Origin of the sequence: Chitinophaga qingshengii (assembly GCF_014529935.1) — a bacterium.
GTDB lineage: Bacteria > Bacteroidota > Bacteroidia > Chitinophagales > Chitinophagaceae > Chitinophaga > Chitinophaga qingshengii.
In genome coordinates, this window is sequence record NZ_JACVFC010000001.1 from 2,424,366 (window position 1) to 2,440,453 (window position 16,088).

The 16,088-nt window shown below is 48.5% G+C and carries 12 protein-coding genes; 6 read left to right on the forward strand and 6 right to left on the reverse strand.

Translation table 11 applies throughout. The features are described from left to right. Positions 1 to 117 precede the first annotated feature (117 nt). Complete coding sequence (locus ICL07_RS09285) at positions 118 to 1,521, reverse strand: outer membrane protein assembly factor BamB family protein (protein WP_188087630.1); 1,404 nt, start codon at positions 1,519 to 1,521, stop codon at positions 118 to 120. A gap of 201 nt (positions 1,522 to 1,722) precedes the next feature. Here ICL07_RS09285 and ICL07_RS09290 point away from each other — a divergent pair, with 201 nt between their 5' ends. Beyond that, on the forward strand, positions 1,723 to 2,064 hold the full coding sequence (locus ICL07_RS09290) for a DHCW motif cupin fold protein (protein ID WP_188087631.1): 342 nt from the start codon (positions 1,723 to 1,725) through the stop codon (positions 2,062 to 2,064). A 3-nt stretch (positions 2,065 to 2,067) separates the two neighbouring features. Here ICL07_RS09290 and ICL07_RS09295 read toward each other — a convergent pair whose 3' ends face one another. The 3 genes from ICL07_RS09295 to ICL07_RS09305 all read right to left on the reverse strand — a co-directional run bounded on the left by ICL07_RS09295 (position 2,068) and on the right by ICL07_RS09305 (position 3,928). After that, positions 2,068 to 2,475, reverse strand: a complete 408-nt coding sequence (locus ICL07_RS09295; protein WP_223151789.1) for a hypothetical protein — start codon at positions 2,473 to 2,475, stop codon at positions 2,068 to 2,070. A 3-nt stretch (positions 2,476 to 2,478) separates the two neighbouring features. Beyond that, complete coding sequence (locus ICL07_RS09300; RefSeq protein ID WP_188087633.1) at positions 2,479 to 2,829, reverse strand: DoxX family protein; 351 nt, start codon at positions 2,827 to 2,829, stop codon at positions 2,479 to 2,481. Between the two features lie 154 nt (positions 2,830 to 2,983). Then, complete coding sequence (locus ICL07_RS09305; protein WP_188087634.1) at positions 2,984 to 3,928, reverse strand: FkbM family methyltransferase; 945 nt, start codon at positions 3,926 to 3,928, stop codon at positions 2,984 to 2,986. A gap of 243 nt (positions 3,929 to 4,171) precedes the next feature. Between ICL07_RS09305 and ICL07_RS09310 the strand changes: the two genes are divergently transcribed. The 5 genes from ICL07_RS09310 to ICL07_RS09330 all read left to right on the forward strand — a co-directional run bounded on the left by ICL07_RS09310 (position 4,172) and on the right by ICL07_RS09330 (position 13,771). Continuing rightward, complete coding sequence (locus ICL07_RS09310) at positions 4,172 to 5,044, forward strand: archaemetzincin (RefSeq protein WP_188087635.1); 873 nt, start codon at positions 4,172 to 4,174, stop codon at positions 5,042 to 5,044. A 301-nt stretch (positions 5,045 to 5,345) separates the two neighbouring features. Next, on the forward strand, positions 5,346 to 7,448 hold the full coding sequence (locus tag ICL07_RS09315; RefSeq protein ID WP_188087636.1) for a T9SS type A sorting domain-containing protein: 2,103 nt from the start codon (positions 5,346 to 5,348) through the stop codon (positions 7,446 to 7,448). 5 nt (positions 7,449 to 7,453) lie between these two features. Then, positions 7,454 to 10,705 (forward strand): SusC/RagA family TonB-linked outer membrane protein, encoded by a 3,252-nt coding sequence (locus ICL07_RS09320; RefSeq protein ID WP_223151790.1) that lies wholly within the window; start codon positions 7,454 to 7,456, stop codon positions 10,703 to 10,705. A gap of 2 nt (positions 10,706 to 10,707) precedes the next feature. Next, positions 10,708 to 12,471: a RagB/SusD family nutrient uptake outer membrane protein gene (locus ICL07_RS09325; protein WP_223151791.1), complete on the forward strand. Its 1,764-nt coding sequence runs from the start codon at positions 10,708 to 10,710 to the stop codon at positions 12,469 to 12,471. A gap of 208 nt (positions 12,472 to 12,679) precedes the next feature. Continuing rightward, positions 12,680 to 13,771 (forward strand): hypothetical protein, encoded by a 1,092-nt coding sequence (locus ICL07_RS09330; RefSeq protein WP_188087638.1) that lies wholly within the window; start codon positions 12,680 to 12,682, stop codon positions 13,769 to 13,771. A 62-nt stretch (positions 13,772 to 13,833) separates the two neighbouring features. Here ICL07_RS09330 and ICL07_RS09335 read toward each other — a convergent pair whose 3' ends face one another. Then, positions 13,834 to 14,592, reverse strand: a complete 759-nt coding sequence (locus ICL07_RS09335; protein ID WP_188087639.1) for a rhamnogalacturonan acetylesterase — start codon at positions 14,590 to 14,592, stop codon at positions 13,834 to 13,836. Between the two features lie 18 nt (positions 14,593 to 14,610). Further along, the gene (locus tag ICL07_RS09340; RefSeq protein WP_188087640.1) at positions 14,611 to 16,020 is read right to left on the reverse strand and encodes a Gfo/Idh/MocA family protein; all 1,410 of its coding nucleotides are present in this window, start codon (positions 16,018 to 16,020) and stop codon (positions 14,611 to 14,613) included. Positions 16,021 to 16,088 lie beyond the last annotated feature (68 nt).

A 16,088-nucleotide genomic window follows, 5' to 3' on the forward strand; every position in this document is an offset into this window, starting at 1 on the left:
CAGTTTTTAGCCTCCGTTATCAATGTCGTTCAGATAATTCACAGCTAATTTTCCAGGAATGCAGTGTAAAAAACAGTGTAACCAAACTCCCTTATAATACACAGATGTCCTTATTTCCTAATTCTTTGTACTCATAGGACTTCTCGCCGGGTAAAATACTTTTTCATTTTTGTACGCCACAGGTGAATAAAAGTAATTAGCAGAACCGTTGACCACTCTTTTAGACTGGCCGGTAGCCACATTAAAGGCCATCACCGTTCCCCGGATCCCGCCGGAGGTAGTAAATACATTCTCCTCAGTTAGAGTAATACTACCCGAGAAATCCCCGGATTGGGACCAAATAACTGATCCATTCGCAGGATTTACCTTGATTAGTTGATTATTCCCACAGGCATAGATACCTGTTGCATCAGCCGCCAGTTCATCTACTCCCGTGTAAATGTTCTCTAAATATTGCTTCCATACCAGCTTACCATCATTGGCATGGAAGGCATAGAGCAATGTTTTGTTGACCAAGGACGACGTTTGCAGCACCGGAATATAAATGATATCCCCCAGAATAACCGGTGCTCCCGATTCTTCCACAAACAGGGATGAACCAGGAAGTTCATAACGCCATTTTTCAATACCGGTATTGGCATCAAACGCCAGCAGATAATCAGGTTTATCCCATGATGCAGCCTGTGTAAAGTAAAGCATACCATTTTTAGCCACTAACGCCGAAACGGCGGACGATGAAAGTGACACACTCCATTTTAACATCCCGGTTTTTAAATGGATGGCTTTCAGGTGAACTTTCGCCTTATCATTAGCATCTACATCTAATAAATACAAAGTCTCATTCCCAATCGCAAGATCTCTCCGGCTATCACAATTCATACTCCAGATGGTAGATCCATCTACTACATTTAAGGCATGCAACTTTGCGGCAGCTTCCACGTACACAATACCATTATGGAGCATGGGATATCGTATGCGGCCGGTAGGCATATCTTTTTTTATCCAAAGCATTTCTCCATCGCTCGCCCTTGCCGCAATGATACTGGACCCCATTGAAACGATGAGGGTATCACCAAAGACGACTGGCGCCCCTCTGCAATCCCAATTATGCTCCCAGGCACGATTTCCATCCAGATCGAAGCTGGCGAGATGGGAAATCATCTCATAAACAAGCAATTGCTCTCCATAGGGAATAATCTCAAAATCAACGATACGCTTCAACCCTTTAGGATCGGTGGCTATCACCTTCCCTTTGTAACCTTGATACGGTAATAACCCCGTGATTTCATATTGAGTCACCGTTAATCCATTTACCAAAGACTGTCCCTCCAGTTCTACAGCAAATGTGAGTGTATCGCCATCCGGATCAGTGGCCCCATTCCAGGTGAGCTTCGCAGTGGTAGCTTTTCTCGCAACTACCACAGAAAACTGGTCCGGAGGGAAATTAATTTTCTCTGCTATTTTTTTGCAGGCTGCAAGTGCCAATATAAACGTTGCTACAAAAAATAATATCTTATGCATAGGGAAGGGAGTTACAATCAATGTAAAATAGGTAATAATTGTCATTGTTTTTCTTGCAGAGAAAGATTGATAACCCAGGAATCTGAAAAAGCAACCTGCACCCGGACTTCACCTCCGACGCACCGCCCATAAAAAGCACCCGCATCACCGGACGCTTCTCTTTGTCTAAAAATCAGTATCATTGTTCCGAAAACATCTCCTATGCATAACATTCCTTTCCAGGCAATTGACTGGACACAAATACCCAAAACAACCCACCCCGGCGATAAAGGCCTGGCTTATTGGCAAACACTTCAATTTGACGGATTGCGGATCAGGATCGTGGAATATTCAGCAGGATATATAGCAGACCACTGGTGTCAGAAGGGACATATCGTACATTGCCTCAAAGGCGATTTTATCAGTGAACTCGAATCCGGAGAACAATTTACACTCACAGAAGGTATGAGTTATGTAGTATCGGACAACCTGAGCTCACACCGGTCGCTGACGACTAAAGGAACTACGCTGTTAATCGTGGACGGCGCTTTCCTGGGGAAATAACGGCTATTTTGCCTGACCGATGTCCAGCCGGTCAAACTTACCGCCTGCGCCCTCATGGAACTTAAAAAACACTTTGAAAGTTCCCCAACTGCCGGCTTTAAAGTTGCCATACACGTCCTTCCCGCCATTTTCCACCTTGTCAATTGACAGAAACTTCTCATGGCCCAGCGCTTTCGCAAAGAAGGATTTAAAATCAACAGCATTGCCATCGTCTGTCATGGCCGGGCTCTCCGTAAAAAATGAATACCAGCTTTGATCACCGGCTTGCAGCGCTTCAATGGCCTGCTTTACGGTTTTGTGGGTTATTTTAGATAAATCCATCGTTTGTTTTTGGGAAGATGATGAAGTGATTTTTTGTGCATGGGTGATCATGGGAAAACATCCGATGATAAAAAGCAGGAGCCGAAACATGGGTCAAACATTTTTTAACGGGTGCTGTAAATAGATGATCACCAGGTTCAGTAACAGGAAAGGCAGTTCTATTAAAACGCCTTTTAAATCTTTATCCATCAGGTGCAAACAAATAATCAGCAGGATACCCAGCGCCATCAGGAAATTGCCCCATACAAAAGTTCTGGGTATCAGTATCAGCCCGGCTGCCAGCATAGTAACAATACCGTTGATCATAACGCCGTTTCTGTTAAAACCCCATTTCCCGAACATTTCCAGCATGTCCGGCTTACCTGAAAACATCGCGCATCCTTGTTTACAGCCCATATACACGGCAAAAAGGATCAATACAGTATTGATAATTTTTAATACCATAATCAACTGAATTAAAATAATCCGCAGGAAAGTCACATTACTAAGTGCAAAACTCGACAATATAATTTACTGAATTATGGTGAACTTTCCGCTTTTTCCGGGCAATAAAAAGCCCGCTTTAAAAGCGGGCCGGTCATCTTTATACAGAAAAATTTTAGAACAACTTCCTCCACACGTGGCTCATGAAACGAAGTTTCCATAAGCTGCGGCGTATATGCTTTATACTTCCCCGGCGTAACTCTTCGAAAATAGGCGCCTGGTATTGTTTCGTACCCTGCTCAGCAATCTGCAACGCTAAACCGTTTTCTTCGTTTAGGGTAGCCACCACCCAACCCAGCAGCAGGTCGCGTTGGGAATGGGCATCGCTGGCATTAAAATTATTCAGATACACCATTTCTCCCCAGCCGGCAGTTTCTTTATGGGACGCGGCCAGCAGTTTTTGCAGGAAGGGGCTGGAGCTGATACTTTGCAGTTGTTCCTGCGAAATGCGGTTGGGACCTTTGACCGTGATTTCACTCAGGAAAAAAGGAAGGTTGTCCATATGCCGCAATACAGCATGCAACTTATCTTCTCCCTGGTAAGCGTGCATGATGCCCGGCTCAAACTCCGCGATTTTAATATGACGGGCCATCTTATCTTCCAGCGACTGGAAAATGCGAAGGTCTAAACCCTGGGAATCGGTCTTAAACCAGTCGATATAGCCAATATTCAGTTCCTGTAATACTTCCGGGATGGTGCGGGTCATCAGCTTCGTTTCCCGTTCTATGGCAAATTTATCGGCAAAAGCATAAGGCTTCAGATCTTCCATACGGGGCACCAGGAAACTGGAACAATAGGGCGAATGCGTCAGGTAAAAAGGTTCCCCGTCGCTGGACTTGTCGGCCACTACACAGTTAAACACATACAATTTCCGGTAGTTGTCATTCTCTTTAACAATGTAACCGTATTTCCTGTCATCCGGATCAAACGCAATACAAACGGCATATTTCGCGATCTTTTTCCACCGGGCGTGAATAGCGCCCGATGCTCCGATATCCACCAATACTGGCGGCTGATTGGTTAATTCCGGTGTATGGAGTACTTTTTCTATTAATGACATCTGTATGTTTTGCTGTTTTAAGTAGATAACCTGCTGAAATGCCGGTAAATATAAGCACGGTTCGCAATATATAAAAATAACAGTACCGGCCACAGGCGGCTTCTCCCGATACTTCAGGGCGATAATAGCTTCGCCTGTGGGCTGACAGTTATTTTCAGCAGGGGATTTACCTGATAAAGTACAGAAATTTTTATTTTGATTATGGAATTGAAAGATCTTTTCATCTGGAATAAAACAATCCTGATGCCCGTTCCTAAAATCCCCCTATACCTTGGCCTTGTTTTCCTGTTGACAGCCTGCGGCCACAGGAGTACCCAACAAACCCAATACTTTGAAGCCGTAGCGGCTAATGATATTCCACTGGCCACGCCACGGAAAGGAGAATGGCGCTTTGAGCATCCTGAAAAAGTACAGACTTTTGAAGCCTACCAACAGATGCACCCGGTAAAACCATCTCCCGCCAGGTCAGTCATCTACCTGCTACCCATTGGCGATTTCCCTCCGGCCCAGGAAAAAATATTGAAAGCCACCGCTGAGTATACAGCTATTTTCTTCCAGTTAAAAACAGTGCTGCTACCCGCACAAACAGACAGCGCTTTTCCGGGCAACACCTTCCGGCAACGGGAAGATGGCCATATTCAGCTGCTGGCGCCTTATATACTGGATACTTTACTGAAAGGAAAAATCCCTGCCGACGGCATTGTACTCATGGGTATCAGCGCCCGGGACCTGTACCCGAAAAAAGAGTGGAACTATGTATTCGGACTGGCATCCTATGTCGACAGAATAGGCGTATCATCTATTTACAGATTACAGGATACCACGCACGGGCAGCAGTGCCTCAAACGACTGATCAAAGTCACCTCACATGAGATCGGCCACATGTTCTCCCTCCATCACTGCCTCCATGCCCGGTGCGCTATGAATGGCTCCAATAGCCTCCAGGAAACCGACCAGGCCCCTAATCGTCTCTGTTCCGATTGCCAGCAAAAGTTATACTGGAACCTCCAATATGATAACCAGAAACGGCTACAGCAACTGATTCAGTTCTGCCAGCAACATGAGCTGCAACGGGATGAAAATTTACTCGGAAAAGATATGTCTGAAATAAAATAGGTCCCATACATCTCCCCTCATTTTCATTTTCCGGTAACGTTCTCGGAAATATATCTGCCCCAATGGTTGCAAAGTACCCGCTTTCAAACGTAACTTGTTTTGGAGAAACAACTATATCAACCAACATTATACTATAGCATCGGGAAAGTAGAGAAGAAGAAGCCTGTTTACCACGTCTTTCATTTTACCGACAGTGCTCTTCCATGCAAAGTGGAGTGAAACAAGCCTAATCCGGCCAATAGGCCCGGCCGGCAGCGCTTTCCCGCAAATACTGGTGTAAACAATATCCGGGAAAATATTTATGAAAAAATGGCTGCTTCATTTACTGCCGGCAACGCTGTTCGCCGCTGTCACTAACGGTAACGCCTATGCCGAACCGCCGCTCAACGATACCACCCTGGCCTTCCCCGGCGCTGAAGGCGGGGGCAGATTCGCCAAAGGCGGCAGAGGTGGTAGTGTGTATTATGTGACCAATCTTAACAACACCGGCGCCGGTAGCTTCAGGGATGCAGTAAGCCAGCCCAACCGGACCATCATGTTTAAAGTATCCGGCACTATCAACCTGCTCAGTACGCTGGTCGTTGCCCGCGACAATATCACCATAGCCGGACAAACAGCGCCCGGCGACGGTATCTGCCTGGCCAACTACGGCCTGGCTATCCGGGCCAACCATGTCATTATCCGCTATATCCGGAGCCGCCCGGGGGATATCATCCTCAACCCCGCAGATACCGCCAAAGCAGTGGATGCGATGTACAACAACTTCGGCTCACCGGTCACCAATCCCTATTCCAATATTATCGTGGACCATTGCTCCCTGAGCTGGTCCACCGACGAAGCCGGATCTTTTTATGCGATCTCTGATTTCACACTGCAATGGAGTGTGTTGAGCGAAAGCCTCTATAAATCCAAACATGTAAAAACAACACCACATGGTTATGGCGGTATATGGGGCGGCCAACAGGCTTCTTTCCATCATAACCTGCTGGCCAGCCACAGCAACCGTAATCCGCGTTTCTCCGGCAGTGCCAACACCGGTCAACCTGAACGCGAGTACGTCGATTTCCGGAACAATGTGGTCTATAACTGGGTAGGCGCTACCTATGGCGGAGCCGGCGGTCATCATAATATGGTCAACAATTACTACAAACCCGGTCCGGCTACTACCGGCAGTGCATCCTGCGCCACCAGCAACCGCCGGCACCGTATCCTGCTGTACACCACTTTTAGCGTGTCTGTTGGGGGAGATACGATTCCCGGCGGGAAGTTTTATATCAAAGGCAACTACGTACCCGGATATCCCTGTATAACAGAAACGACAGACACGTCCTCCAATAACTGGACCTATGGCGTACATCCGGATAGTCAACCCGGCGCTGCCGCCGCACTGGCTGCAGCCCGTGTAGACACGCCGTTTCCTTATGCACCTGTAGTCACCCAAACTGCCGTAGACGCCTATACGTCCGTTACCGCCAATGCCGGCGCTACACTGCCACGCCGCGACACTGTAGACCGCCGCATTATCCGGGAAACACGCACAGGCACCGCCACTTTCGAAGATACCAGCTACCAGGCATCCGGTATGGGACACCCTTCTGGTATCATCGACAGCCAGAATACTGTCGGCGGATGGCCCGCATTCACATCCACCACCTACCCCGATGATACGGACAACGATGGATTGCCCGACTGGTGGGAGAAAATGAACGGCGGCGATTCTACCGGCATCAATGCCAACAGCGTGGATGGCGACGGCTACACCATGCTGGAAAAATACCTGAATGCGATCCAGTCCCCCGATCAACCGGTGACCTTCACCCAGGCCAGCGCTATCCGCTCCGGTGGCGATACCGTCAGCCTCAGTTTCAATACCGACTGGGCTAAAGATCTTTTTACCTTCGGCATCTTCCGGTCTACTGACAATGTTAATTTTACGAAGATCGCCACCCTTCCTTCCAATATCAACCAAACACACTATATCACCGATGACACCCATGCACCGGCACAAAACTGTTACTACAAAATCGGCGGCTATCGCACTGATGGCAAAGGAGATACGACCTACAGCGCCACTATCAACCTCGGCAACGCACTGATGATGCGTCAGCAAGCCGACAAAGCGCTGATGAAAGCCATGTCGTCCGCCAGCCTATCCAAAAACAATGACCTCCGCATATTTCCTAATCCGGCGGCAGACAAACTGGTGGTGAATCATGCACCCGTAAAAGGCAAAGCCGGTATTTCACTCTTCACGGTGGATGGACAAAAGGTGAAAAACTACACAGCCGCCGCCGGCACCACAGAAACCAGACTTAATATCGGTGAACTGGAAAATGGAACCTACCTGCTGGTAATGGATAACGGAGGCATCAGAAACGGAAAGGTGTTTATAATTTTTAAATGATTGTCATGATGCATAAAAAGGATTTTATCAGGCTGCTGATCACCTGCTCGCTGCTATGGCTGGCGCCAGCTTCCATAGCGCAGTCGCAGACCACCACGATAACGGGAACGGTTACTTCGGCAGAAGATCACAAACCACTGATTGGCGTTACGGTAAGGGTAAAAGATACGAAAGCGGCCGCCATTACGGATGAAAACGGCCACTACAAACTAAAACTACCGGCCAATGGCGAAAGACTGATATTTTCGTATACCGGTCACGTTACACGTGAAGAACAAATCAAAGGCCGTACAGCCGTGGACGTGTCTATGACCATAGCGACGAAAAACATCAGCGATGTGGTGGTAGTAGGCTACGCTACCGTAAGAAGAAAAGACCTGACCGGCTCGGTATCATCCGTCAATGCCAAACAGCTGAAAGACATTCCTGTCAATTCCGCCGCTGAAGCCCTCACCGGCCGACTGGCCGGCGTTCAGATCACTTCTTCGGAAGGGAAACCGGGCTCGGATTTTACGATCAAAGTGCGGGGCGGCGGCTCTGTTACACAAGATAACTCACCGCTATATATCATCGACGGAGTACAGGTAGAAGACGGTTTTGCCGGCATCGCGCCACAGGACATCGAATCGGTAGACGTACTCAAAGACGCTTCCGCTACCGCGATATACGGCGCCCGTGGCGCCAATGGCGTGGTAATCATCACTACTAAAAACGGGAAGGAAGGTAAAACCATTGTCAGTTACAACGGTACCGTAGGCGTACGCCAACTGCCTAAAAAACTGAAAGTGCTATCACCCTATGATTTTGTGCTGTACCAATACGAAAGAAGCCGCGGACTGACAGCCGACAGCCTCTCCTTCGCCAACATCTATGGGGAAGACCTGGAAAAATACAAGTCCGTTCCCGGCATCGACTGGCAGCAAAATGTCTTTGGCCGCAAAGCCCTGATGCAAACGCATAATGTCAGCATCGCCGGCGGTACCCAAAGTACCCGCTTTAACCTCTCCTATACCAACAACCAGGAAGAAGGCATTATGATCAATGCCGGCATGAAACGCAATCTTCTTAACTTCAAACTAGATCACAAAGCCAATACCAAACTACGGATAGGCCTCAACGTAAGATACAGCGACGAAACCTACAACGGCGCAGGCTCTTCCAATGAAGGCGCCTCTGCATATAATGGTTTGCGGCATGCTATCAAATACCGCCCTTTCAACCTCGACAATAACAATGCGGAAGATGAAGACGATGTAGACTACTACAACGACACCAATGCCGGCAACGGATTGGGTATTATCAATCCCATACTGCTCAGTGATGCGCAGTACCGCAGGAGGTATACCCGTATCTTTAATATCGGTGGTTACCTGAACTATACTTTCAGCAAACACTTCTCCTTCCGGTCAACGATTGGTTATGACCGCAATAACCAGGAATTGAACGCCTTCGATGGCTCCATTACGTCCAACTCCCGGCTCAATGGCGCCAATTTGCCATTGATCAGCAATATCCTCACCAATCGCAGCTCGCTAAACAATTCTAACGTTTTCACCTATACGAACAGAGCTAAAAGCGGGCATCATGTAAACGTTTTACTCGGGGAAGAAACCTATACTACCACTTCCGGCATGCTGGATAATGAACTGCGTTATTTTCCCGCAGGCATCACACCGGAGAAGGCTTTCGGGCAGTTCAACCTGGGAACAACAGTGCCCCTTTTTCCGAAAACAACCATACTCGAAAGCAGCATGTTATCCTTCTTCGGAAAAATTAATTACGATTACCAGGATAAATACCTGCTCAGTGCCAGTCTCCGGGCAGATGGATCCTCCAAATTCGCTCCGGACAAACGCTGGGGTTACTTTCCTTCCGCCGCCCTGTCCTGGCGTATCTCGCAGGAAGCATTCATGAAGGAAGCCCGCTTTATCTCCGACCTGAAACTACGGGTAAGTTATGGTTTGGCCGGCAACAACCGCATCGGCGATTACCTTTACCTGAATACCTATTCCGCCAATGCACAATACGCACTCAATGAACAAATCACGCCCGGATATGCAGCTAACAGCCTGGCGAATAAAAACCTGAAATGGGAAACAACCATCTCCCGGAATATAGGACTGGATGCCGCTTTCTTCAAAGACAGGCTACAATTCACCGCCGACCTGTATTACAATAAAGTAAAAGACCTGCTGATCCCTATCCGCATACCTACCAGTTCAGGTTACCTGGAACAACTGCAAAATATAGGTACAACTACCAACAAAGGCATCGAACTGCAACTGGCAGCGACCATCATTCAAAAGAATGATTTCAGCTGGAACAGCACTTTTAACATCGCTTTCAACCGGAACAAAGTGGAATCGCTTTCCGGCTACCTGACCCAGTTCTACAGGAATTCCGGCTGGGGTATTTCCGGCCAGCCGGCCGATTTTATTGTCCGGACCGGCGAAGCAGTGGGCGCTATGTACGGCTTTGTAAACGACGGATTTTATACGCTGAATGATTTTAACTATGACGCCAATACGAAAATATATTCCTTAAAACCCGGCGTGACGGATGTATCCACCGCTATCGGTGTAGCACAACCCGGCTGGATGAAACTGAAAGACCTGAACGGCGACGGTATCATCGATGAAAACGATAAAACCATTATCGGCAACGCCAATCCAACCTACAGTGGCGGCCTGAATCAGCAGTTTACCTATAAAAACTTTGATCTTAGCATATTCCTGAATTTCGTAGTTGGCAACAGCATCCTCAATGCCAACAAGGTAGAGTTTACCAATGCCTATTCCCGCCATACCAATATGCTGGGCATCATGGGAGACCGCTGGCGCACCATCGACGACAATGGGAAAGTGATACAACAGGTAGTCACCATTGGCGGTAAACAGGCAGTCACCGGTGCTTCTCCGGAGGAACTGGCAGCAGTTAATGCCAACGCTAAAATATGGATGCCGCTCTCCGGCGCCGGCGCTTTTTATCCTACCTCCTGGGCGGTAGAAGACGGCTCCTTCCTACGGGTCAACAACGTCACCATCGGTTACACTTTTCCGTCCAAATGGTTGAGCAGGGCGAAGATCGGCAGCCTGCGCGTTTATGCTACCGGTAATAACCTCGCTGTACTCACCCGTTATACAGGCTATGATCCGGAAGTGAATACACGCCGTTCCACACCCATTACGCCAGGCGTGGATTATGCCGCCTATCCCCGCAGCCGTTCTTTCTTTTTTGGTTTAAACCTTACATTATGAAGATGATGAAGATAGCTTATTATGCCGGATGGATAGCAGTGCTGATGACAACTGTCTCCTGCAAAAAATTTCTCGATAAGGAACCGCCTTCCGCCTTCGACGAACGGTATATCTTCAGCGATGTGCCCAATGCTACCAGCGCCGTCATCGGCGCCTATGAACCGCTTACCCATCAACAGGCCTATGGTAGCCGGCTGAGCCTCATGTATCCTTATGATAATGATGAGATGATCGGTGTAACCAACACCACTGCACCCGATAACAGTTCCCGCGATCTTTCCCGTTACAACCTGCAGGCCACCAATGCGCAGCTGCCCGGGCCTTTCCAGCAGTTGTACCTGGGTATTGAACGCACCAATACCTGTATCAAACATATTCCGCTGATGGCGCAGTATAAGAACGGCAGCACCACTGAGCAGCAACAACTGCGACGCCTGCACGGAGAAGCCCTTACCCTGCGGGCACAGTATTACCTGGAGCTGATCCGCAACTGGGGCGATGTGCCTGCCCAGTTTGAACCGTCTATCGATCAACCGGACCTCTTCCTGCCGAAGACCGACCGCGATACCATCTACAACCAGCTGCTGGATGATCTCAAACTGGCTGCCGACCTCGTTCCCTGGCGCAATGAGCCGGGTGTAGCCGCCGATGAAAGAATCACCAAAGGTGCGGTAAAAGGACTGCGTGCCAGGATAGCCCTCTTTAGGGGTGGCTACTCCCTTCGCCGCGCATCCCGTAAAATGGAACGTACGGCCGATTACCTGGCGTACTATAAAATAGCCCGCGACGAGTGCGCCGATATCATGCAACGCCGGGATAAACATACACTGAACCCCAGCTTCCAGAGCGTATTTAAAGACGGACTGGACTCCTATAAATTAGATCCTTACGGTGAGGTGATGTTCGAAATAGCCATGGCCGTCGGACTTACCGGCAACCTGGGCTATTACGACGGCCCGCGTTTTTTTGTAGCCGGCAACGCAGGCCAGCTGGGCAATAGCTCCATCCGTGTGATTCCCACCTATTTCTATTCTTTCGATTCACTGGATACGCGCCGCGATGTCACAAATGCGCCTTATTATAACAATGCCGACAAAACGAAAACGGTGCAAACCATTGTGAATATGGTCAGCGGAAAATTCCGTGCCGACTGGATCACGCCTGCACCCACTACTACCGCACAACAGCTGGGCATCAACTGGCCGGTATTGCGTTTTTCCGATGTACTGCTGATGTTTGCTGAAGCAGACAATGAATTAAACAACGGTCCCACCGGCGCTGCCATAGCGGCATACGAAGAAGTAAGGAAAAGAGGATTTAAAGGCAATGAAACCAAAATAGGTCCTACCCCCTCCACCAAAGAAACATTCTTTACAGCACTGGTCAACGAACGTTCTTTTGAATTTGGCGGGGAAGGCATCCGGAAGTATGACCTGATCCGGTGGAATCTCCTCTATCAGAAAATACAGGAAACAAGAGATAACTATACGAAAATGATGAACCGTCAGGCGCCGTATAACACACTGCCACAGGTGATGTATTACAAAACCGGTGCTACCGCTATCATATGGGGAAATTCCCTGTACCAGCCCACGCCGGCTACCGTACCTTCCGGTTATGCAAAAGCCAACTGGATCAGCGCCATTAACGCCAGCTGGATCACCAATGTGGCCCAGTTATTTACACCCAATCGCAGCGAGTTATTGCCCATACCACAAACTTCGCTGGAAGCCAATCACAAGCTCACACAGGACTACGGATACTGACGTTCAGGATAAGATTAATCATTTCATGTAAAGGCTGATCTCCGCTATGGGGTCAGCCTTCCTGTTGGATGATATGCCATCGCAGTTGCCCGCTTTATTTTTAACAGGACCGCATTTAACAGCGGTGTGCAGAAAGCCCGTTCCCTATCTACCAAACCCGTAGAATGTTCCCGCCAATTTATTCATCATCTATAAAACCCAACAACACATGACCAAAATCAAGTTTGTTTCGCCACTGAGGCCTGGCGCCCTTTTATTGTTATTGAGCGCGTTGTGCATGCTCAATGCCTGTAGTAAAAAACTGAATAATGATCTGGAGCAGGACCGCCTGGCTGCGTCTGGTAAAACAGCCGCCAATCTTCAACCCCTGGCAGAACCGGATGTATATGTAGTAGGTTACCAGATAGGTACCAATGGCATTTCCGAAGCCAAATACTGGAAAAACGGCACAGGTGTTACGCTGGCCACCAACTATGCGGAAGCCCGTGACATTGCCATTTCAGGCAATGACGTATACATTGCCGGTACTGAACATGAAGTAGCCAAATACTGGAAAAATGGCGTGGCCGTTTCGCTGAGCAATACCGGTACATGGGGAGCTTATGGCCTCGCTATTGCGGTATCCGGCGCAGATGTGTATGTAGCCGGTGTAGACAATGGCAGCGATGGTGTGGCCAGACCTGTATACTGGAAAAATGGCACTCAGTACGCCTTACCGACCGGAAGTTATAACGGCGCCTGTAGCGTAAGAGACATTGCAGTATCAGGCAATGATGTTTATATTGTCGGTATTGTGAATGGTATCGCTTCGTTTTGGAAGAATGGCGTACTGTATAATCTGACTCAAGGTCCCTGGGGCACTGCAGCCAATGCCATTCTGTTGTCCGGCACCGATGTCTACATAGCCGGACAAAGCAGTAACACTATCGCTGTCGCCGCCACCTACTGGAAAAATGGGGTAGCGACTATGTTACCCACAGGCATTCCCGCCTATCCTAATGCCACATCCGAAGTTTCCGGGATTGCACTATTGAACGGTAACGTATTAACATCAGGTTATGTCAATACTTTTGCGCCTAAATATTGGGTCAATACTACTCCTAACACACTGAGCAGCCTCTCCAATGAGGCGAGAGCACGGGGAATGGCCGTATATAATAACGATGTGTATATTGCAGGATACGAATGGACCCCGCAAGGCCTTATACTGGCGAAATACTGGAAAAACAATATACAAATGAACTTAACGGATGGTACCCGTGCAGCAGAAGCTTATGCTATTGCCATAAAACCTAACTAAAGTACATTAAATAAAAAAGGAAGATGCTGCATGCATCTTCCTTTTTTATTTAATGTACATATTCAGAAAACACCTAACAGCTTCAAATCGGCGACGGCAAGTTCTGCTACTTTCCTGGCGCCGAATTCACTCAAATGCGTATCATCTTTTTTACCATCCGGTAATTTAGGGAAGATACCCGGCGCGATGTGTAAAAAGAGCTTTTTGGATGCCTCCGGGCCATAACTTTCCACCAATGCAGCGGTCTCCTTATTCAGGTCTACCAGCGGCACTTTCAGTTCGGTAGCCACTTCCCGTACCACCCCGATGTAATCGCCATGTGTATTTGGCACCTTTCCGTTACTGTCAAACTTCCTGCGAACAATAGAAGTAAATAGTACCGGACGGGCATCTTTGGCTCTCACTTCCTTCACATAATCGATCAGGTTCTGCCGGAAAGTAGTATGCGGATCGGTATGCCTGGCGGTATCCGGCTTTTGATCGTTAGGACCGAACATAATAAAAACATAATCGCCCTGTTGCACACTGTCAATTACTTTTTGCCAGTGGCCTTCTGTCCGGAAACTTTTGGAACTTCTGCCACTGCGGGCGGCATTATGTATTTCCGCATTAACGGGCACGAGTACACGCGCCATTTGCATCCAGCCGCGGATAGGGTACAAACTATCCCCGCCAAAACCAGTCAGGTATCTTTGATCATAATCACACATGGTGGAATCGCCGATAGAGAAAATACGCACTTTCTTTTGCTGCGGTAAAAAGCTGCAAAGCAACAGGCCTATGCCGGCGAGCATTACCCGTTTGATGTTGGTCAATCGCATGAAATTTATTTTTGATGATCAGATGATGTTGGTAGTACCGCCTTTAGACAAGGTCACATCTACCGGTTGATTTGTTTTCCAGGCGCCGCCGGTGAAGTCAGGTACATCGATGGAGTTGGAACGATGCGCTACCGACCATTCACTCAGCGGACCGATAGCACTCCACAGCGCGGCATCGTACACATCAATATCCAGGGGCAGTCCATTCCGCAGGCAATCGATCGTACGCCAGTCCATGAGGAAATCCATCCCGCCATGCCCGCCAAACTTACGGGCCATGGCGCCTATCTGCCGGGTGATGGCCGGCTCGTATTTTTCTTTCAGCGCGTTGTACGCTTCCGGCGTCATCCAGTCGTCACCGATAGCCACGCGTTCCGGCTCCGGGTATTTCTGTGCAGAAGCTTTTGTGCCTACAATAGTATGAATACGCGAATAGGGCCTTGGAGAACTGACATCATGTTGTATCATGAGCGTACGCCCTTTATGGGTACGGACAGTAGTGGTGTTCATATTTCCCCGGAAAGACTTATCCACAAATGGCTGGAAGAAAGGATCTCCCGCAGCGTATTCTTTTGCTTTGGCGCTCATCAGAAAATCGTTGCCCGACATGGAAGTGAGGTATTCCATTTTATCGCCCCGGTTCAGGTTCATGATCTGGCTTACAGGTCCTAGTCCGTGGGTGGGATAGAGGTTACCATGCCGGAAATTTTCTTTCAGCCGCCACATATCCCAGTATTTGGTTTTAGAGAAATTCCCTTCCAGCAGGTCGTGGATATAAGCGCCTTCGCCATGTATGATTTCCCCGAAAAAGCCCTGGCGGGCCATATTAAGGGTAAGCAGTTCAAAAAAATCGTAACAGCAGTTTTCCAGTATCATACAATGGCGGCGGGTACGTTCAGATGTTTTTACCAGTTGCCAGCATTCATCGATGGTTTTAGCAGCCGGAACTTCCACACATACATGTTTACCGTGCTCCATAGCATAAACAGCCATGGGCGTATGCAATGCCCAGGGGGTGGCAATATAAATCAGGTCGATATCCGGGCGTTCGCACATTTTTTTCCAGGCTTCCGGTTTGCCGGTGTATATATCCGGTTTAAATCCCGGGACCTTGGACAGCTGTTGCCTGACGGCATCTACTTTTTCAGGGCGCAGGTCACAGAGCCCTTTGATATCCACCCCTTCTATATGCGCCATCCGCTTTACCGCAGCAGGCCCACGGTTACCCAGCCCAATGAAGCCGATGCGAACAGTTTCCAGCTTCGGCGCTGCATATCCGCACATATTGAATGTTTGTGAATAACTATCTTCTCCGAAGGCAGTCAACGTTGCTGCAGGACTGGCATAAGTTTTAGTGATGCCATTGCCTGTAAATCCAAGACCCAGTAGGCTGGCCAGTTTCAGGAAATTTCTGCGGTTTGCTTGCATGGTGGTTTTGTTTTCACTTTAAATATAATCAACAGTGGAGAGCATTACCAGTACCGGGCCGATAAAAG